Here is a 20185-nt window from a genome sequence, read left to right as displayed (position 1 = left end):
GATTATAGTGAATTAGCTTCTGTAACGGATTTATTTTTATCGGTGAAAAACAACATGAATAAAAGCGCCACCAAAGCTGCGATTCCTGCTGGAATAATCCAGATACTTTGCCAGATATGGCCACCATCTACTACGTATTTGTTAACAACCATACCCGAAATAATTGAGCCGATTAACATACCTACGCCGTAAGTAGCTAAGGTGATAAAACCCTGAGCTGCGCTTTTGAATTTTTCTCCCGCCAATCTATCAGTGTAAATTTGTCCGGTAACAAAGAAAAAGTCATAGCAGATACCGTGAAGTACAATACCGCCGATAAGCATCCAATAATTGGAATCTGCATTTCCGAATGCAAAAAATAAATAACGTACAACCCAGGCAAGCATTCCTATTGCCAACATCTTTTTCACGCCTAAGCGGGCAAAAAATAAAGGCATTAAGAGCATAAATAAGGTTTCAGAAACTTGTCCTAAAGATTGAACACCTGCTGCGCCCTTCATACCAACCTCATTCAGGAATGGGTTTGTAAAATTGTAATAAAATGCCAAAGGGATACAGATGGCTACTGAAGCCAGGAAAAATAAAAGATATGATTTGTTTTTCAGCAAACCTATGGCATCCAGCCCGATAATTTCGCCAAAAGTTGTTTTTTCTCCTTTTTTAACAGGAGGGGTGTCTGGTAAGAAAAAGCTCAACAATCCTAAGATAATTGATGCAACAGAAGCCATTTTAAACGTTAGTACTAAGTTTCCGCTTTGCTCCCAGTTTAACCACCCGATTACCAGTCCGGCAATGATCCAGCCGATTGTTCCAAATACCCTGATTGAAGGGAATTCTTTTCCCGGATCTTTCATTTGTTTAAACGATATTGAGTTTACCAGTGCCAATGTAGGCATATAAGCGATCATGTAGCCCAATATAAAAGGGAAGAAGCTGTCGAAATTTAAAGAAGTTCCGGCAACCCACAATAGTGCACCACCAACCAAATGCAATACGCCTAAAACTTTTTGAGCAGAGAAAAATTTATCTGCAATTAATCCGATTATGAAAGGTGCAATGATTGCACCCAATGATTGTGTGCTATACGCTGAGCCTATTTGCACATCATTTGATAATAGATTTTTACCCAGGTATGTACCCATGGTTACAAACCATGAACCCCAGATAAAAAATTCCAGGAACATCATGGTAGAAAGCTTAAAGCGAGTAGTGCTATTCATTTGGTTAGGTTTGTTTTAGAATGTAAAATGGATCAATAAGAATAGATTTAAATGACCTAATCTAGTTATAAAAAATTAAAATGGATAACGTAAGCGGGATTTAAACACAGCTGTTTAAATCATGATATAGGCAAAAATGTAAGCGGGCCTAAGTTTATTCACATTATACTTTCCCGCTTACATTTATTATTTAAAGTTCTTTGATGGAAATGTTTTTATACCAAACTTCATCACCGTGATCTTGCAGGGCAATTTTTCCTTTTTTGAAAGTCCCCCAGTTTTCCCAGGTTTTGAATTTACTTCCGGCAATTAAAGTTTTCCAGTTATCATCCCAAAGGGTTGTTTCTACAACTTTAACCCCGTTTAGAATGAGGGTCAATTTGCCTTTTTTGCTGATAATTTCTGCCTTGTTCCATTCGCCTACTGGTTTTACAGGCTCCGAAGAACTTTTAACCAGATCGTACAAATCGCCTGCGCGGTGTTTGGTAATTTTACCATCCGGGTGGCCATCATTATCAATTACCTGCATTTCTAATCCTGTAGAGTATGTTGCATGGTATTTAGGTTCTTCGTGAATGTAAAAGATTAAACCACTGTTGGCTTTCGGTGCCACTTTCCATTCATATTTTAAATGAAAATCGCTATATTCTTTGTCTGTTACCAGGTCGCCGCCACCGTCTTTTCCTTTGGTTGCAAGGTCCAGATGTAGTGCGCCATCTTGTACTTGCCATGCGCTGCCCACCGTTGTTTTGTTGTAGGTGTGCCAGCCGGTAGTTGTTTTGCCATCAAACAAGGGCTTGAAGCCTTTTTGAGCATTCGATATTTGTGTTACCGCAAGTAGGATACAAGCGGAAAGGAAGATTTTTTTCATCGTTTTAAAGTTAAACCACCTAAACTTTAGGCTTAGGTGGTTTGTAATTAGTTATAGGGTTAAATTATTCCAGCCTTTACGGTATTCGCGTTTAACAAACTGGTTGGCTTCGTCAAAATTGGTGATCTTCATGTTGTCGTTATCCCAAAGCATCTTCATGTAACGGCCAGGATAAGTTACCTTGCCATTTACTGTTTTTTGGATATCGAAACTTCTGATCGCCAGGTTCGCCATTAATAAGGCTTCTGTTAATGGTCCGGCAATTTCAAACGGTGAGCTTACCTCTTGTTTACCATAGCCTGCAATTGCAGCTTCTACCCATTGCGCGTAGTGTCCATCGGCACCGCCTTTAACACGTGCATATTTTTCAGGAACTTTAATGTCTTTATTTCTGCTTAAAGGTAAAAGCTTAGGATTTGCGCTATAGGTTTCGCTCATCATTTTGCCTTTTGTACCGATAAATAAAGTACCGTTACCTCCATCACCAAATGTTTCGTTAGCTTCTAATTCTGCCGGACGTTCAGGCTGAATACCGCCGTCCATCCAGTGTAAAGTAACATCACCTTTGGTTTTGTTGGTTTTAGGGAATTTAAGGGTTACGTGGCTTGAAGGCGGGCAACTTTCAGGGAAGTATCCTCTTTTAAACTCATCTACATAAACAGAGCCTACACTGGCTTCAACTTCTTTAGCATATTTCAGATTTAAGACGCTGAATGGTGCCTCAATTAAGTGGCAACCCATATCGCCTAAAGCCCCGGTTCCATAATCCCACCAGCCACGCCAGTTGAAAGGAACGAGTTTATCTACAAAATCTTTATCAGGTGCAGTGCCTAACCATAAATTCCAGTCTAATTCTTTAGGAATTTCGGCTTTTTGAGATGGCCATGGAATACCTTGAGGCCATACTGGTCTGTTTGTCCAGGCATAAACGGTATGTACATCACCAATTAAACCGGCTTCATACCATTCTTTCATTTGGCGAGGGCCATCGTTTGAAGCACCCTGGTTACCCATTTGTGTTACTACTTTGTATTTTTTAGCTGCTGCTGTTAAAATACGTGCTTCGTAGATATCATGAGTAAGCGGCTTTTGAACATACACGTGCTTACCCAGCTGCATGGCTGCAAGCGCCTGGATAGCATGATTATGATCTGGAGTAGATACTGAAACAGCGTCTATGTTTTTATGCTCCTTGTCCAGCATTTCTCTCCAATCTTTGTAGTATTTGGCTTTAGGAAAAGCTTTAACACTATTTGCTGCACGGCGGTCGTCTACATCGCATAAAAATGCAATGTCGGCTTTACCACTTTTCGCAAACATAGCGATATCGCTCTGGCCTTTACCTCCGGCACCGATACCAGCAACCAATAATCGATCGCTTGGTGCTAAAAATCCAGGTCCGCCTAAAACGTGACGGGGCACAATCATAAAAGCTGCTGCTGCGATTGCGCTGGTTTTGATAAAATCACGGCGGTTAGTCGTGTTTTTTTCTTGCTCTGTTTTCATTCTTAGTAAATAGGTAAGATTTAGGTATTATTTCTTTTTCAGTGATAAGATATATTTTACCATAAGCTTGGCATCATCTTTTTTCAATGTTGCATGAGCTGTCATGGGCATGTTTCCCCAAACACCAGTACCGCCTTTGATGATTTTATCTGCAAGATAATTTACGTTTTTCTCAGTTGCAGGGTACTTTTTAGCAATTTCTACGTAAGCAGGGCCGATGATTTTATTGGTTTTATTGTGGCAGCCAATACAGTCAGATTTATTGATCAGCTTTTCTCCAGCACTCATTTGTACTGCGTGGTTGCTTAAGGTTGCTGTTGCCACTACCGCCTTCTCCTTCGTCAAATCTGCCTTTGCAAACGATGCCATTAAAATAACAACAGCGCTTAAAATTAAAAATGTTCTTTTCATGTGTGTGATTGTTTTTGAATGAATACTTTGATTGTTTTGTTAGTAATATTTATCAAAGCTCATTCCATTATTTATTCTGTTATGCTTGTAAGCCTAAAATTCTTTTATTGAAAGCGCTATCGCTACCAGAGGCAGCAAAATCATCGAAAGCCTTATCGGTTACATTAATAATATGTTTCTGGATGAATTCCGATCCTTCACGGGCACCGTCTTCCTGATTTTTAATACAGCATTCCCATTCCATAACGGCCCAGCCTTTAAAATCATATTGAGCCAGTTTACTGAAAATTGTTTTGAAGTCTACTTGTCCGTCACCAGGAGAGCGGTATCTGCCTGCCCGATTTGCCCAGCTTTGGTAACCTCCAAATGTGCCTTGTTTTCCGGTTGGGTTAAACTCTGCATCTTTTACATGGAAAGCCTTAATGCGTTCGTGGTAAAAATCAATGTACTGGATATAATCCAACTGTTGAAGCACAAAGTGAGAGGGGTCGTACAGCAGGCATGCTCTTGGGTGGTTATTAACTGCCGCCAGGAACATTTCATAGGTTTCACCATCAAATAAATCTTCTCCCGGATGGATTTCATAGCAAACATCTACACCACAGTTATCAAACTCATTCAGGATTGGTGTCCAGCGTTTAGCCAGTTCAGCAAAACCTTCCTCTACCAATCCAGCCGGGCGTTGTGGCCAGGGGTGGAAATATTGCCAAAGTAAAGAACCACTGAAGGTAGCGTGTGCATTCAATCCTAAGTTTTGAGATGCTTTAGCTGCATATTTCATTTGCTGTACCGCCCACTGCGTTCTTGCTTTTGGGTTTTTATGTACTTCTTTTGGTGCAAAAGCATCAAAGAGATCATCATATGCCGGGTGAACAGCTACTAACTGTCCCTGCAAGTGGGTAGAAAGTTCTGTTATTTCCAGTCCGTAAGAGGCAATTTTACCTTTCAGCTCATCAGCATAAGTCTGGCTTTCTGCTGCTTTTTGAAGATCGATAAAGCGGGTATCGAGGGTAGGCATCTGGATACCTTTGAAGCCCAATCCTGCTGCCCATTTACAGATATTATCTAAGGAATTGAAGGGTGCTTCATCGCTGATAAACTGGGCTAAGAAAACACCTGGTCCTTTTAAAGTTGTCATGATTGATGTTTAAATTTTATAATCTAACCATTTTTGGTCTGAGCGGCTTGAGGCCACTACATTTTCGATGAAAGCCATACCGCGTACACCATCTTCTGTAGACGGGAAATCCAGCATCTCTGGTGTTGGTTGTTCACCATTTAATTTTGCATCCACGGTGAGTGCAAAGTTTCTGTAAATATTTGCAAAAGCTTCTAAATAGCCTTCCGGGTGACCTCCTGGTGTGCGGGTATTGTGCTTTGCGAAGCTGCCCATATAGCCGTTTCCAGTTCTATAGATTTGCGCTGGTGCATTTAACCATTTTACAATCAGGGTGTTTGGTTCCATCTGGTGCCATTCCATGCCTCCTTTTTCGCCATATACTTTAATTTTTAGTGCATTTTCTTCACCGGCAGCAATCTGCGAAGCGATAAGTACACCATTTGATCCGTTATCGAATTTTAACAACACATTTCCGTCGTCATCAATGGCTCTTCCCGGAACTACAATGTTAAGGTCGGCACAGATTTGGGTAATTTTCAAGCCCGAGATATATTCTGCAAGGTGTGCGGCATGCGTACCAATATCGCCCATACTACCGCTTTTACCGGTTTTAGATGGGTCGGTACGCCAGGCAGCCTGTGCATTTCCTTCTCTTTCAGAAAGGGTGCTTAGCCAGCCTTGGGGATACTCCACAATGATTTTTCTAATGGCGCCAAGCGCATCTTCAGCTACCATTTGTTTAGCCTGCTTAACCATTGGATAACCTGAATATGTGTGGGTTAAGCAAAGGGTTAAACCTGTTTCTGCTACTTTAGCTTTTAGCTGCTTAGCTTCATCTAAAGTGAGTGTCATCGGCTTTTCGATGACCACGTTGAAGCCTTTTTCTAAAGCCATCATTGCCGGTGCGAAGTGGGCAAAGTTTGGTGTAACAATGGTTACAAAATCGATGCGCTCATCAGCAGGAAGTTCGCTTTCTTTATTAAGCATCTCTTCATAGCTGCTATAAATTCTATTGTCGGGAAGAAAAAGCATTTTCCCTGATTCATAACCCACTTCTGGATGAACACTTAATGCTCCAGCTGTAAGTTCAATAAGGCCATCCATATTGGCTGCCAGGCGATGTACGGCACCGATAAAGGCGTCTTTTCCACCGCCAATCATGCCCATTCTTAATTTTCTTCTCATAAGGATGTAGGATCTGAGGCCAAGGGTGCGGGATTCAGGCGTTTTAGCCTTGTGCCTTTGTATTTAGCCTTTTCCTTGTTTTATAGTTTAGGGTATAAATTTTAAGGTGGAGTGTTACCACGCTAACTATATTTTATACCTCAAATGTGATTTAAGGGTAAAGGCATAAGGCCGTGGATTTTGAGGCTGTACCCCTAAACCTTTTACCTTATGCCTAAAACCTGTTACAGATTATTTTTCTTTAATTCTTTAACTGCATAGTCAGCTGCGCGAGCAGTTAAGGCCATAAACGTTAGTGATGGATTTTGGCACGCAATAGAAGGCATACAAGATCCATCGGTTACAAATACGTTGCTTACCTCATGCATTTGGTTCCATTTATTCAATACTGAAGTTTTAGGATCATTACCCATTCTGGCGGTTCCCATTTCGTGGATAGCCATACCAGGATAACAGCCATTGTCATAAGTTTTGATGTTTTTCATGCCTGCTTTTTCTAACATTTCGGCAGCATCATTCATCATATCGATACGCATTTTCTTCTCGTTCTCCTTGTATTCGCAATCGATAGCCAACACCGGTTGACCCCATTTATCTTTTTTGGTTTTATCGATGTAAACTTTGTTTTCGTAATAAGGAAGCATCTCTCCGAAACCACCAAGGCCCATGGTCCATTTACCTGGTTTGGTCATTTTTTCTTTAAGCCCTGATCCGAAAGAGAGTTCAGCAACATCGTTTTGCCAGTTAGATCTGCTTGCACCACCCTGATATCCGAAACCACGTAAATAATCACGTTTGTCGTTTCCGATGTTCTGATATCTTGGAACATAAATACCATTGGCACGACGGCCATAAGTATATTTATCATCAAATCCTTCAGCCTCACCAGATGCGCCGCAACGGAAATGGTGGTCCATTAAGTTGTGACCTAACTGACCGCTACCATTACCCAAACCATTAGGATGTGCTTCTGAAGTAGAGTTTAATAAGATGAAGGTAGAACCTAAAGTAGAGCCATTTACAAAGATAATCTTGGCATAGAATTCCATGGTTTTGTTGGTTTCCGCATCAATAACCATTACACCTTTTGCTTTCTTGGTATCCTTATCGTGAATGATATGGTTAACAATAGAGTAAGGTCTGAGGGTTAGCTTACCAGTGGCCATAGCAGCTGGCAGGGTAGAGGATTGGGTGCTGAAATATGCCCCAAACGGACAACCACGACTACATAAGTTACGGTACTGGCAGTTACCACGACCTTTATGTGGAACAGTTAAATTGGCTACACGGCCAATCATCATGATCCGTTCTCTTTTGTAGTGTTCTTCTATGCGTTTTTTAACCGATTTCTCTACAATATTAAGGTCCATTGGCGGTAAAAATTGACCATCCGGGCAGGTAGGCCAGTTTTCGTTAGAACCACTGATTCCAGCAAAGCGCTCTGCATAATCATACCATGGAGAAAGTTCTTTATAACGGATTGGCCAGTCGTTACCATGACCATCTTTGGCATTATCTTCAAAGTTGTGATCGCTTAAGCGGTAACTTTGGCGACCCCACATTAGCGATTTACCACCTACATGGAAACCACGATACCAATCAAAACGTTTATCCTCTGTATAAGGACATTCTAAATCGTTTACCCACCATTTTTCATTTGCCTCCTGATAAGGATAATCTCTTTTTTGTACAGGGTGGGTACGTTTTTGTTCTTCAGTTAATTTTCCGGCATGTTTAAATTCCCAGGGGTTTTTCATTGCCGTTTCATATCCAGTTATATGTTCGATGTTCATTCCTCTTTCGAGCATGAGCACACGTAAACCTTTTTCGGTAAGTTCTTTTGCAGCCCAGCCGCCACTAATCCCCGATCCTATAACAATAGCATCGTATGTATTCTCTGCTTTTAAATTTGTATTTAAATTCATGATGTTTTGTTCGTTGTTATTATTATATAGATACTAGGTTGCCCAGGATTTTTGTCCAGGTTTCAAAGGTGCTGCACCGTCATAACGGCCTGGTATCGCCACATAAGCACGGGCCTGTGTGCAACCAATTTCTGAGGAGTAATAACCCAATAGTGTCAAATCTCTGGCAGTAACAAAAAAGTAAACTATATCCTTATTCTCTTCAGATTTAGTTTGTTTTTGCTCCAATGAAATGGCCCTCAAATCAACCATTAACTTGGTGCGTTCTGCAGCAGTTAAGGCCAGGTAGTTTTTACCAAAATCCTTCATAGATTTATCCTGAAGGGCCTGGAAACCTCTGGCGAAAGACGTTTGCATCTCTTTTGGATAACAGTCCTGAATCATCATTGGAATGAATTTTCCAACTCCTGCAGCTTTTGCGCCAGGGGAAGATTTGGTTGTAGGGACAATAATATTGGCAAATTCAGCGAAAATCTTTTCATCAGCCACAGAAAACGAAACAAAATTCTTTTCATTTTCGGGGAGCGTAAAACTTTCGAATAAAACGCCCATCGTACTTGCCGAGATTGCTCCTCCCAGCAATAAAGCGACGTTTTTAAGTGCTTCTCTTCTATGCATCGTTATAATGATTTTATATATTGGTTATCTATGTGTTGAATAGGTAATATTAGAAAAAATATCCTGTAATAATTAAATTTTAACCATTAATTTATCCCTCTGCAATGCGATTGTTACGGCATAGAATTATTCTAAATAAAGCTAATTAAATGTGTTTTTGACATTAATAAATCGTTTTTGTATTGGAAGGTTTCTTTGTGTAAAAAGTACATTAAGCCTGAGATTTCATGCGGATTAGGTATAGGCTGACAAAAATTACGCTTAATGAGGAATTGTAGCGGCTTAAACGCGCCTGAGATTAGACAGTTTTTGGAAGCGTTAGCAACTTAAGTATGGAGTATTTTCCATTAAAAGGGAATAAGCTTCCAATGAATTTAATATCTAAATCATTTGGATAGCAAAATTCAGATTCTGATGCCTGGAGGAGTTAATAGAAATAATTTACAGCCTTTTATCCCATTTTTTTAACTTTGTTCCTTCATAGAAAATCCATGAAGGAAAAAATCGTTGTTTTAGGCTCAAATGGCCAAATAGGTACGGAACTGGTTACCATGTTGCGTAAAATATATGATGATGATCATGTAGTGGCCTGTGATATCCGTCGCCCGGATTATGATATCAAAAATTCTGCACCTTTCGAGTTTGTGAATGTTTTGGATAAAGAAATGGTAAAGGGCATTTTCGCAAAATACAGGCCTACGCAGGTGTACTTATTAGCAGCGCTTTTATCTGCAACAGGAGAACAGAACCCTAAACTGGCCTGGGATTTAAACATGAATGGCTTACTTAATGTATTGGATCTGGCTTTAGAATATAAAACGGCTAAAGTATATTGGCCGAGTTCCATTGCCGTTTTCGGACCTAATTCGCCAAAAGACGCCACTCCGCAGTATTGCACCATGGATCCGAATACGGTTTACGGGATTAGTAAGCTGGCGGGCGAGCGCTGGTGCGAATATTATCATCAAAAATATGGCTTGGATGTACGGAGTATTCGCTACCCGGGATTGATTAGCTGGAAAGCTGCTCCTGGTGGTGGAACAACGGATTATGCGATTCATATTTTTCACGATGCCCTTAAAAAAGGTAGTTATCAGAGCTTCTTAAATGCAGCAACTGAGTTACCGATGATGTATATGGATGATGCAATTAGGGGTACTATTGAGCTGATGGATGCACCTGCCGATCAGATCTCGGTTCGCAGCAGCTATAATTTTGGTGGAGTTAGCTTTACCCCAGAGGTTTTGGCTGCTGAAATCAGGAAACATATTCCTAATTTTACGCTCTCATATGCCGAAAATGATCCACGCCAGCAGATTGCCAATAGCTGGCCCCGTTCTATTGATGACAGTTATGCTGCCAATGACTGGGGATGGAAACCAGAGTTTGATTTATCAAAACTCACAACAGATATGTTAAATAATTTAAAGAAATAAGTGTTTAACTGTTGAAATTGTTAATTGTTAAATTGATTCGTTCGGTTAGCAGTTAGGCAATTAAACAATTAAGCGATAAACGAAAAAAAATGGGAAGAGCATTCGAATTTAGAAAAGAAAGAAAATTTAAACGTTGGTCTAAAATGGCCGTTCAGTTTACCCGTATCGGTAAAGATATTGTAATGGCAGTAAAAGAATCGGGTCCAAATCCTGAAACTAACTCCCGTTTACGTACAGCTATGCAAAATGCTAAAGCTGTAAATATGCCTAAAGATAGGGTAGAAGCAGCTATCAAGCGTGCTTCCGATAAATCGTTGGCCAATTATGAGGAAATTGTTTATGAGGGTTATGCTCCTCATGGTGTGGCAGTTTTAATTGAAACAGCAACAGATAATACTAACCGTACTGTAGCGAATGTGCGCAGTTACTTTAATAAAACAAACGGAACACTTGGTAAAACCGGATCTTTGGATTTTGTTTTTAATCGCAAATCAATCTTCCGCTTTGTTCCTGCAGAGGGCTTGGATTTGGAAGAATTGGAGTTCGAATTGATCGATGCTGGCTTAGAGGAACTTTATGTGGAGGCAGATGAGGAAGGAAATGATATTGCAGTTGCACAAGGTGCCTTCGAAAACTTTGGTTCATTGCAAAAAGCTTTAGAAGAAAAAGGTATCGAATTGAAAAGCTCTAAATTAGAGCGTATTGCTTTATCGCATCACGAAGTTACCGAAGAACAGGCTGCCGATGTGTTAAAATTGATTGATAAACTGGAGGAAGATGATGATGTTCAGGCAGTTTATCACAATATGGCCGAATAACTGGCTATCTGAAAAATAATAGCAAAGGCTTGAGCATAGATGTTCAAGCCTTTTTTATGATCTGGATTTTGAAGCGCAATGCCCGTGCTTAGGGAGCACAAAAGTCTGTTATCATTTCAAATCCTGCTGCTTTCCCTCAAACTTCAGCTGCCGGATTCTCAATCTGAACAGTTTTATTTCTTATGCGAAAATAACCAGGGAATTAACTCTGGTTCTGCAAAGGCGCTATCCCAGCTGTTGTGGTTGTCTTTTGGATAAAGCGTAAATTTAACATCAGCACCTACCGTTTTCAGGCGTTCGGCAATGGCAATAGAGAAAACAGGGTCAACAATATCATCTTTCGCACCATGAAAAATCCATAACGGTGTTTTTTGATATTTCTTGATATTATTGGTGTTATCCCCGCCACAAATAGCAAATGCAGCGGCGAAAGTTTTGCGTTTATGTCTTAAAATTTCATAAGTACCCATTCCACCCATTGATAAACCACCCACATAAACCTGTTCCTTATTTACATATGGTTTTTTAAGGAAATCTTTAACCATGCCGATCAAAGCATGCATGGTCTTTGTAGGTTCTCCTCCCTCAACAAAACTGAGCGTTCTTTTTCCTTTCTCATTCGTATTCACAATGATGTTGGCCCAGTTGTCATTTTTAGGGCATTGCGGAAATACCACAATAGCCGGAAAATTTTTCCGGATATCATTTTTCAGGAAAAGTTTGCCTCCATGCGTTAACTGGCTGTTATTATCGCTTCCCTTTTCTCCGCTTCCATGAAGAAAGAAGATGATGGGATATTTTTCAGTTGGCTTAAAATTCTCCGGAAAAAGAACCCTATAATAAATAGAATCTTTCCCCTTGATAAAGCTACCTCGGTCATACTTATTGAGGTCTTGTGCTTTAACGGCAACAAAGGAAACCAGGAAAGCCAATAGGGGAAAAATCTTTTTCATTTAACAAAAATAAGAAACCCCGGCTATTTTACAACAGCACGGGGTATAACACTAACCACAGTAATTTTTTATTTTTTTTGCAAGGGGTTTTTGTGGCATGCCCGTTTCCTTTTTTACTATTTTAAGCTAAATGATGCTTCTTTAACATCTCTGGAATTGGTTCCGATAAACAATTTGAAATCTCCAGGTTCGGCAACAAATTTAAGCTCAGAATTGTAGAATTTCAGGTCGTTCTCTGTAATTGTGAAAGATACTTCTTTACTTTCACCAGGTTTTAAACTTACTTTTTGGAATCCTTTTAACTCTTTAACAGGGCGGGTAATACTGCCAACTAAATCCCGAATGTATAATTGAACCACCTCTTTGCCTTCATATTGGCCAGTATTGCTCAAGGTAACTGATGCCGTAATCGTTTTTCCCTTGGTTAAGGTGTTGCTGCTTAGTTTGATGTCGCTGTAATTGAATGTGGTGTAACTTAAACCAAAACCAAAAGGGTACAATGGATCATTGCTAACATCCAGATAGTTTGAACGGAACTTTTCGAACCATTTTCCTTCTGCTAAAGGCCTGCCGGTATTTTTATGCGCATAATAAATCGGCACCTGACCCACATTTTGCGGGAAAGTAGTGCTTAATTTTCCAGAAGGGTTAACCGCTCCGAATAACACATCTGCAATTGAATTTCCTGCCTCACTACCCGGGAACCAAACATTTAAAATAGCAGGAATATTTTTCTCTTCCCAGTTTAAAGCCAGTGGACGGCCCGTAAATAATACCAATGCAATTGGTTTTCCTGTTTTAGCAAGGGCCTTTAAAAGGTTTTTTTGTGTTTCGGGAATCTGGATATCGGTAACGCTGCTGCTTTCTCCGGTAAACTCAGAACCTTCGCCCATTACAGCAACAATTACATCTGATTTTTTGGCTACATCCAGCGCTTCTTTAATCAGTTCTTCTTCAGATCGGCGATCTCTGATGTAAGTTGGATTGTGCACATTTACATAACGGTGTTCTAATGCAGAATCGGCCAGGAAATTAGACCCTCTGGCGGTTAAGATTTTTGCATCATTGCCTAATGCGTTTTTCAATCCCTGAAGTACAGTAACTGATTTATCAAAAAGTGCAGCAACACTCCATGTACCATACATATTGGCGGTATTATCTGCCAATGGGCCGATTAAGCCAATGGTGCCAGATTTTTTTAGGGGAAGTACATTGTTATTGTTTTTAAGTAAAACAAAGCTTTCTGCAGCGATTTCGCGTGCAACCTGACGGTTTTCAGGGCTGAATACTTCTTTTTCTGCTCTTTGCGAATCGCAGAATTTATAAGGATCTGTGAAAAGACCCAATTTGTATTTCGCCTGAAGAATTAATCTGCAGGCCCTGTCTATTTGCGCAATGTTAACCTTTTTTTCTGCTAATGATTTTTTTAAGGTGCCTAAGAAACCTTCTCCAACCATGTCCATATCCACTCCCGCATTCAAAGCTAAAGCAGAAACGGTCTGTAAATCGCCCATACCGTGGGCAATCATTTCAGGGATTCCGGTATAATCGGTTACTACAAAGCCTTTAAAGCCCCATTGGTTGCGCAATACTTCGGTCATTAACCACTTGCTTCCGGTTGCAGGGATTCCATCTACTTCGTTAAATGAGGCCATGATACTGGCTGCACCTGCATCTACTGCTGCTTTGTAAGGTGGAAGGTATTCATTATACATGCGCACCTTGCTCATATCGGTTGTATTGTAATCTCTTCCGGCTTCAGCTGCGCCATATAATGCATAATGCTTTACGCAGGCTAAAATTTCGTTGTTTGCCTGAAGTTTACCCTGGTATCCTTGCACCATGGCTTTGGCAATTTGAGAACCCAGGTAGGCATCTTCTCCACTTCCTTCGGAGATACGTCCCCAGCGTGGGTCGCGGGAAATATCAACCATAGGGGAGAAAGTCCAGTTGATTCCGCTGGCACTGGCTTCAATGGCAGCAATCCTTGCTGATTTCTGAACAGCAGCCATATCCCATGTACAGCTCATTCCTAAAGGGATGGGGAAAACGGTATTGTAACCATGGATTACATCCATACCAAATAGCAAAGGAATTTTCATCCGGCTATTTTCTACCGCTACTTTCTGTACCGCACGGATCTTATCAACACCTTTGATATTGAATAACCCTCCAACCTGGCCGGCTTTGATTTTACTGCCAATATCCGAACTATTGGCCTGCCCGGTGGTGATATCACCTGAGCTTGGCAGGTTTAATTGCCCTATCTTTTCGTCAATAGTCATTTTCGACATGAGATTGGCAATAAAAGTGTTCATTTTGGCCTCTTCGGCAGAAATCGCTTTTTTGGTTTGCGCTGATGTGTTCAGTGCAAAAGCAGCTAAAAAAATCAATAGGATGTTCGCTCTCTTCATTATATGTGTATTTATCAATTCAATTATTCAACTTTCATTACCGCTGTTTTTGGAGATACCCCATTTTCGTTTATGGCTTCAATAGAGAAGTAATAAGTTTTGAGTTTATCCATTGCTTTAAACCAATATTCATTAAAATCATGAATCATAATACAGTTATAAAGCTTATCTGGCGCTGTGCCATAATATAAGTTGTAGGCAAAGGCATTATCAACAGGTTGCCATTTGATGTAAGCACTGCGTTTGTCTTTTTCGGTACGGAGTACAAATAATTTCTGCACCTGCGTAGGTTTGGCTCCATTTCCGTTTCCAAAAACCCTCAGTCCGCTAATGGCAAACTTACCTGTAGGCATATGGATATTAACCATTTTGATGTAGCGTGTTTTTACCGGCTTATTCAGCTCAATATAATCATGAGGGACATCGGTTTTATTCTGGCTCTTATCTACCAGGGTAGTCCATTTTTTCCCGTCTGATGAGGAAAGTATTTTATATTGGTGGTAGATTCCAGTTTGTTTTCCAATGAATTCTGCATCTTGATCAGCGTAGTTAATCTGAATGGCATTAACAGTAGCCATACTGCCCAGGTCGGTTTGAATCCATTCGCCAGCATTCGCTGTTTTGGCGCTCCAATAGGTTTTAATGTTTTCATCCACAGCATTATTGGAGTGGAAGCCACCTAATGTAGAGGAAACCGTTACGGGCTTTTTATAGTTGATTAACATCCATCCTGGGCCTGCAGGTCCGTTTTCTGTTCTTTCTGAAGGAAGGTAGAGCGGATAATCGCCAAAGGCGGTATTGGTCCACATTACATCATCTTTATCGAAACCTGTTGGCCAGATACCCATTCGGCGTTCCCAGGTATTTTTAACGCAAATGATGCTGGTAGAGATGTGCCAGTAATTTTTATTGTTATCCTGGAAGGTTGCACCATGGCCTGCGCCTCTTGAAAAACCACCTCCTTTATAACTTAAAGGATCAGATTGCGGGGTAACCTGTATGCCATCGAATAAGGGTTTGCTACCCACTACCACACCATCGGCATAACCGCTAAACTCTGTTCCTGGTGCCCCATATTGAAAATAGTAATTCCCATTGTGTTTAGTCATCCAGGCACCTTCGGCAAAGGGATCAAGGAAGGTATCATCCATATATTCGCCAAAACGCTGCCAACCATATCTCCAGCTTTGCAATAAGTACATTGGTGTTCGCGTTCCTTTGGGCTGGAAAGTTTTCCGGTCCAGTTCTACACCATACATGGGATAGTTGTTGCTACTGCCATTGTACATGTAAAATTTACCATCATCATCAGTAAAAAAGGAAGGATCCCAGCCGCCAATTTCAAGAGAATCTACCAGAGGGAACCATTTGTTGTTCAAAGGGTCAGTACTTCCCCATAAGGTGAAGTTTTTGGTATAGGTGCTTCCAAATACCACTACCGTATCGCCAATGATGCCCACGCCTGGAGCGCAAAGTTCATCTTTTGTTTTATTCCAGGGGCGTAAGAATTTTCGTTCTATAAATTTCCAGTTCAGCATATCTGAACTCTGCCAGTAGCCCCATTGGTTGGTGCTGAAAAGCAGGTAATTACCTTTGTAGTTTACAATTACCGGGTCGGCAGTTGCACGATGTTTTCCCCATTCTGTGAATGATTCAAAAGGAGTGTAGCCATAATCCACATTGATGGGATTACAGAACGTCTGCTGCTTTTGAGCACCTGCCGTCAAGTAAACAAGGGATAGAAAAAGGATGTAAAATATTTTTTTCATCTTATTTTTTTAGCTCAGGGCTTTCAAAACCCAAAGTGTTTAAGCCTTTTTGAACATCAGGATTACCCATGAATAATTTCCAAAGTAAACCTGATCTGTAATTTTCAATCATCACCACCATTGGTCCCTGATCAATTCCCAGATATCTTTTTGAGTACCAGTTCTCTGTTTCGGAAAAGGCATCGTAAAAGCCGTATTTACCCCAAACTTTATCGCCCAGGTTTTCGTAAAGGTGCCTGATTACTTTCATTGATTCTTTGGGTGTGTAAGGAATTGAGGAGATAGCTGCGGTAGGGGAAATTACACCGAAATCTTCCTGTGGGTTATGTGCGGCGTATCCTTTTACCGAATAGCTTGCGGTTAAGCCCCAGTTATCAGGACCATAGCCTTTAAACTTTTTAGGATTTGCAACACAGTAGTCGTGAATAGCCAATGTGTGATTGACATTGTTTTGCCAATAATCTGCATAGCGGTCTTTCAGACCTTTTGGATTAAGCCCTAAATATGAATAATGTGCCCAAAACAAGGGGCCAACGGAGTTTTTCTGCCCTTGATAATCCAAAGTGAAAGGATGTCCATAGAATTTAAAATCAGTTTTAATTTCTCCGTTCATGGCCCAGCCTTCATGGTATACTGATGCCGGAACACCATGAGTTGGTGAAGCAGCGGCCAGTACATACATAATTAAGCATTCGTTATAACCCTTAACAGGAAAATTCATCTCCCATTGGTATTCTGGCGACCAGTGCCAATAGAGTATGTTCTTGCCGTTCCGGTACCAGCTAAAGTCAATACCTTTCCATAATTCATCGGCTTTTTTTGCAAGTGCTTTTTCTGCTGCTGTACCGTTTTTATAATAACTGTTGATGCAGATTAACGCCTGCGCAACGAATGAGGTCTCTACTAAATCGCCTCCATTATCTTTTTTTCCAAAGGGACGAACTTTACCTGTTTCACCATAAAACCAGTGGGGCCATGCGCCATGGAAGCGGTCAGCCCTGGCCAAAAAATCTAAAATTTTATGGAGCCTTGCCAAGCCATCTTTTTTAGTAACGTAACCTCGGTCTATACCACTAAGGATGGCCATTAAGCCGAAGCCTGTAGCGCCCGTGGCTACGGTGCTTTTATCATTTTCGGGGTAGATGTTATCAGCATGGTAACGTTCGCGGGCTGCGCCTGATGTGGGTTCTGCGCCATCCCAAAAGTATTGGAAAGTTTGTTTCTGAACGACATCTAATAGTTCGGTATCGCTTAGATTTTTTCTAATTGCTGGTGCGGCCTGAATGGTTTCGTACTGCTGTGCATCAGATTGACAACTCAGGCCGACCAGTGAAATTAGAATGATGTTAGTTAATGATTTCATTTGTGTGTGTTATAAATTTGGACTGTTAAATCCCAGGTTTTTCATGCCGGCTTTAACTTCTGGGGCGCTCATAAAGAGATTCCAGATTAATTTGGTTCTATAGTTTTCTATCATTACGATAATAGGGCCTTGATCAATTGCCAATGTGGAAGAGGCAAACCATTGCTCGTGGAGCGAAAAAGCATCGTAAAAACCGTAGTCTCCCCATAACTTGTTGCCCAGTTTATAATAGTAATATTTAAGCGCTTGCATTGATTCGGCAGGTGCATAGGGAAAAGAGGAGAGTGCCGCAGTGGGCGCTATTACACCCACATCGTTTCCAGGAGCACTTGCGGTATATCCATTAGGGATGTCGCTGGCCGTCAATCCCCAAACACTTTCTCCATAGCCATAAAAGTTCATTGGGTTGGCTTTGCAATAATTGTAATTGATCAATGTGTGTGCTTTGGTTTGGCTTTCGTAATTGGCATAGGCATCTGTTAAGCCAATAGGGTTTATGCCTAAGAAGGAATAGTGTTCGAAAAATAGCGGACCGCCATTGACCTGGCCCAAAGGTAATTGAATGCCATAGTAGGTATTACCATTCTTCATTGCCCCGTTTTGTGCCCAACCATTGTCGTAAACAGATTTTGGGATAGAATATGATGTTGATGCTGCCGCAAGTACATAAGTGATTAAAGATTCGTTCCATCCTTTAATAGGAAGGTTCATATCCCAATTGTAATTTGGACTCCAATGCCAGTAAAGTGTGTTGCTGTTCTCTTTTCTGTACCAGTTCCATTCTACTCCATTGATGATAGTATTAATATCATTTCTTAATGTACTTTCAGCTGGATCTGCAGCTGTAAAGTATTGTCTTGCCGTAATTAACCCGGCAATCAGATAAGAAGTTTCCACCAGGTCTCCTCCATTATCCTTTACGCTAAATGGAATGACTTTTCCAGTGTTTCCATCTAACCAATGTGGAAAAGCACCATGAAAGCGATCAGCGGTTTTTAGGAAAGCTACAATTTTCTGAAGCCTGGCTAAACCCTCTGCTCGCGAAATAAAATTTCTGTTTATTCCGGTAATCATAGCCATTATACCAAAGCCTGATCCACCAGAGGTTACCGTATTTCCAGATGTATTACGTTCTCTGGCTAAACCGCTTACAGGATGGCCAAAGTCCCAGAAATACTTAAATGTTTGCTTTTGTACCAGTGTTAGTAATTCGTCGTCACTTATACGTGGAAACTTGTCTGTATCGTCTACAGCGGTAATCAGGTTAACTGCAATAGCAGATTGAAGTTTGTTACCCGCTTTAGATAATAGTCCGGTGTTAACCGTTAAAATATATTTTGTAATGGGTTGTAATGCTGTGGGCGCAATAACAACCGTATTGTCGTTGTTCTCTAATGTTGAGGTAAATGCTGAAGTATTTCCAGATGCATCAGTAAGGGTAACATTGCCACTTACGGAGCTGAGGTTAATTGGCGATGAGAAAGTGATTTTAATTACCGGAGCATTATTTAAACCATAGTAGGTAAAACCGTTGTAGCTGCCGTTTACCTTCAGTTCTGAGAAAGAATAACTTGTAACTGGAGTAACGGGCTCAATAGGAGCTGGTTCACCATTCTTTTTGCAAGCTAGTAAAGAGAGGATAATGAAGAGAAAATAACAGTAGTTTTTTTGCATTATGAAGCTGTTTTGAAAAGGGTTGCCCAGGGCAACCCTTTGTCATTTTGCCGGTTAGGCACTATTTTCCTCTACCTTCCAGTTTCGCTAGAGAACCGATTTCTTGTTCAGATAAGGCTTTATCGTAAATTCTAACCTCGTCGATTTTGCCAGTTAAGAAGCTCGCCCAATCTTGTTTTCCGGTTGAAGTGGTCTGGCTTGGTGTGGTTTGAAACTGAACTGTTCCGAATACCAGATTACCAGAATTGGTAAAAGCCAATGGGCCTGTTAAGCCAGTTACCGTTCCTGTGCTTACCCTTGAACCGTTAACAAACACTTTCACAACACCTGTTGCAGCATCATAGGAAACTGCTAGGCCTACCCATTTTCCAAACAGGTTAAGTACATTGTTGGCTGCATAAGTCTTGTCTCCACCCTTATTGATGTGAATTCTTAACATGCCATTTTCATTAGTACTGCCATTTTCGATAAACACCTCAATGTTACCCCAAAATTCTGATTTATTAGAAAGACTAAATAAACCTATAATACCATTAGATGGTGGGGGAGTATTGATCCATTCCGTTATGGTGAAACTCTGTAAACCTGTAACTTTTGCCGAAGGATTGCTTAAAACATAGCTGTTTGCCCCGCCTTGTAAGGCTTCACCTTTTATACCTGTTGCGAAAGTTGTTCCGGTATTTACCCCGGCAGTGTTAGAAATACTATCCACTAAACTGCCGTTAAATGCCCAATAAGCAATTAAATTACCTGGTGCAATTTGTTTGGCACTGGTATACCCGCCAATATTGAGTGGGGGAGCATAACTGGCCGGATCAAATTCTTTTTGGCATGAAGATAACCCCATGGTTATAGCTGCCATCAATAAAAAATATCTTGTTTTCATTTCTATTAAAATTTAA

At 40.7% G+C, this 20185-nt stretch carries 16 protein-coding genes; 2 read left to right on the top strand and 14 right to left on the bottom strand.

The window, feature by feature from the left end; translation table 11 throughout:
- Positions 1-2: 2 nt before the first annotated feature.
- The 8 genes from ACQY77_RS07615 to ACQY77_RS07580 all read right to left on the bottom strand — a co-directional run bounded on the left by ACQY77_RS07615 (position 3) and on the right by ACQY77_RS07580 (position 8856).
- Positions 3-1220: a nucleoside permease gene (locus ACQY77_RS07615; protein WP_421938577.1), complete on the bottom strand. Its 1218-nt coding sequence runs from the start codon at positions 1218-1220 to the stop codon at positions 3-5.
- Between the two features lie 190 nt (positions 1221-1410).
- Positions 1411-2091 carry a 3-keto-disaccharide hydrolase gene (locus ACQY77_RS07610; protein WP_421938578.1) on the bottom strand — a complete coding sequence of 227 codons (681 nt, stop codon included), beginning with the start codon at positions 2089-2091 and terminating at the stop codon, positions 1411-1413.
- Between the two features lie 51 nt (positions 2092-2142).
- On the bottom strand, positions 2143-3597 hold the full coding sequence (locus ACQY77_RS07605; RefSeq protein ID WP_421938579.1) for a Gfo/Idh/MocA family protein: 1455 nt from the start codon (positions 3595-3597) through the stop codon (positions 2143-2145).
- A gap of 27 nt (positions 3598-3624) precedes the next feature.
- Entirely contained in the window at positions 3625-4008 is a 384-nt protein-coding gene (locus ACQY77_RS07600) for a c-type cytochrome (protein ID WP_421938580.1), read from the bottom strand.
- 79 nt (positions 4009-4087) lie between these two features.
- Positions 4088-5146: a sugar phosphate isomerase/epimerase family protein gene (locus ACQY77_RS07595; RefSeq protein ID WP_421938581.1), complete on the bottom strand. Its 1059-nt coding sequence runs from the start codon at positions 5144-5146 to the stop codon at positions 4088-4090.
- Between the two features lie 9 nt (positions 5147-5155).
- The gene (locus tag ACQY77_RS07590; RefSeq protein ID WP_421938582.1) at positions 5156-6313 is read right to left on the bottom strand and encodes a Gfo/Idh/MocA family protein; all 1158 of its coding nucleotides are present in this window, start codon (positions 6311-6313) and stop codon (positions 5156-5158) included.
- A 224-nt stretch (positions 6314-6537) separates the two neighbouring features.
- Complete coding sequence (locus ACQY77_RS07585) at positions 6538-8238, bottom strand: GMC oxidoreductase (protein ID WP_421938583.1); 1701 nt, start codon at positions 8236-8238, stop codon at positions 6538-6540.
- A 33-nt stretch (positions 8239-8271) separates the two neighbouring features.
- On the bottom strand, positions 8272-8856 hold the full coding sequence (locus ACQY77_RS07580) for a gluconate 2-dehydrogenase subunit 3 family protein (protein WP_421938584.1): 585 nt from the start codon (positions 8854-8856) through the stop codon (positions 8272-8274).
- 491 nt (positions 8857-9347) lie between these two features.
- On the opposite strand from ACQY77_RS07580, the gene ACQY77_RS07575 reads away from it, so the two are divergent.
- A complete protein-coding gene (locus ACQY77_RS07575) occupies positions 9348-10292 on the top strand; it encodes an NAD-dependent epimerase/dehydratase family protein (RefSeq protein ID WP_421938585.1) in 945 nt (314 codons plus the stop codon).
- 89 nt (positions 10293-10381) lie between these two features.
- Positions 10382-11110, top strand: a complete 729-nt coding sequence (locus ACQY77_RS07570) for a YebC/PmpR family DNA-binding transcriptional regulator (RefSeq protein ID WP_421938586.1) — start codon at positions 10382-10384, stop codon at positions 11108-11110.
- A gap of 173 nt (positions 11111-11283) precedes the next feature.
- Here the strand turns inward: ACQY77_RS07570 and ACQY77_RS07565 are convergent, their stop codons facing one another.
- From ACQY77_RS07565 to ACQY77_RS07540, 6 genes are all read right to left on the bottom strand, one after another.
- The gene (locus tag ACQY77_RS07565) at positions 11284-12063 is read right to left on the bottom strand and encodes an alpha/beta hydrolase-fold protein (protein ID WP_421938587.1); all 780 of its coding nucleotides are present in this window, start codon (positions 12061-12063) and stop codon (positions 11284-11286) included.
- Between the two features lie 116 nt (positions 12064-12179).
- Positions 12180-14477, bottom strand: a complete 2298-nt coding sequence (gene bglX / locus ACQY77_RS07560; RefSeq protein WP_421938588.1) for a beta-glucosidase BglX — start codon at positions 14475-14477, stop codon at positions 12180-12182.
- Between the two features lie 23 nt (positions 14478-14500).
- Positions 14501-16246, bottom strand: coding sequence for a discoidin domain-containing protein (locus ACQY77_RS07555; protein WP_421938589.1), 1746 nt, complete (start codon positions 16244-16246; stop codon positions 14501-14503).
- A 1-nt stretch (position 16247) separates the two neighbouring features.
- Positions 16248-17609, bottom strand: a complete 1362-nt coding sequence (locus tag ACQY77_RS07550; protein WP_421938590.1) for a glucoamylase family protein — start codon at positions 17607-17609, stop codon at positions 16248-16250.
- Positions 17610-17618: 9 nt separating this feature from the next.
- Positions 17619-19283, bottom strand: coding sequence for a glucoamylase family protein (locus ACQY77_RS07545; protein ID WP_421938591.1), 1665 nt, complete (start codon positions 19281-19283; stop codon positions 17619-17621).
- A 61-nt stretch (positions 19284-19344) separates the two neighbouring features.
- Positions 19345-20169 carry a LamG domain-containing protein gene (locus ACQY77_RS07540; protein ID WP_421938592.1) on the bottom strand — a complete coding sequence of 275 codons (825 nt, stop codon included), beginning with the start codon at positions 20167-20169 and terminating at the stop codon, positions 19345-19347.
- Positions 20170-20185 lie beyond the last annotated feature (16 nt).

This window comes from Pedobacter sp. (assembly GCF_965279535.1).
Classification (GTDB): domain Bacteria; phylum Bacteroidota; class Bacteroidia; order Sphingobacteriales; family Sphingobacteriaceae; genus Pedobacter.
The sequence above is the reverse complement of the archived record's forward strand: the minus strand, read 5'-3'. Positions and strand labels throughout refer to the sequence as shown.

Bases quoted from the DNA above. Each gene is read 5' to 3' on its own strand.
- ACQY77_RS07540 (WP_421938592.1), bottom strand. From the start codon at position 20,169: ATGAAAACAAGATATTTTTTATTGATGGCAGCTATAACCATGGGGTTA.
- ACQY77_RS07570 (WP_421938586.1), top strand. From the start codon at position 10,382: ATGGGAAGAGCATTCGAATTTAGAAAAGAAAGAAAATTTAAACGTTGG.
- ACQY77_RS07610 (WP_421938578.1), bottom strand. From the start codon at position 2,091: ATGAAAAAAATCTTCCTTTCCGCTTGTATCCTACTTGCGGTAACACAA.
- ACQY77_RS07565 (WP_421938587.1), bottom strand. From the start codon at position 12,063: ATGAAAAAGATTTTTCCCCTATTGGCTTTCCTGGTTTCCTTTGTTGCC.
- ACQY77_RS07615 (WP_421938577.1), bottom strand. From the start codon at position 1,220: ATGAATAGCACTACTCGCTTTAAGCTTTCTACCATGATGTTCCTGGAA.
- ACQY77_RS07575 (WP_421938585.1), top strand. From the start codon at position 9,348: ATGAAGGAAAAAATCGTTGTTTTAGGCTCAAATGGCCAAATAGGTACG.
- ACQY77_RS07600 (WP_421938580.1), bottom strand. From the start codon at position 4,008: ATGAAAAGAACATTTTTAATTTTAAGCGCTGTTGTTATTTTAATGGCA.
- ACQY77_RS07585 (WP_421938583.1), bottom strand. From the start codon at position 8,238: ATGAATTTAAATACAAATTTAAAAGCAGAGAATACATACGATGCTATT.
- ACQY77_RS07580 (WP_421938584.1), bottom strand. From the start codon at position 8,856: ATGCATAGAAGAGAAGCACTTAAAAACGTCGCTTTATTGCTGGGAGGA.
- bglX (WP_421938588.1), bottom strand. From the start codon at position 14,477: ATGAAGAGAGCGAACATCCTATTGATTTTTTTAGCTGCTTTTGCACTG.
- ACQY77_RS07555 (WP_421938589.1), bottom strand. From the start codon at position 16,246: ATGAAAAAAATATTTTACATCCTTTTTCTATCCCTTGTTTACTTGACG.
- ACQY77_RS07595 (WP_421938581.1), bottom strand. From the start codon at position 5,146: ATGACAACTTTAAAAGGACCAGGTGTTTTCTTAGCCCAGTTTATCAGC.
- ACQY77_RS07590 (WP_421938582.1), bottom strand. From the start codon at position 6,313: ATGAGAAGAAAATTAAGAATGGGCATGATTGGCGGTGGAAAAGACGCC.
- ACQY77_RS07605 (WP_421938579.1), bottom strand. From the start codon at position 3,597: ATGAAAACAGAGCAAGAAAAAAACACGACTAACCGCCGTGATTTTATC.
- ACQY77_RS07545 (WP_421938591.1), bottom strand. From the start codon at position 19,283: ATGCAAAAAAACTACTGTTATTTTCTCTTCATTATCCTCTCTTTACTA.
- ACQY77_RS07550 (WP_421938590.1), bottom strand. From the start codon at position 17,609: ATGAAATCATTAACTAACATCATTCTAATTTCACTGGTCGGCCTGAGT.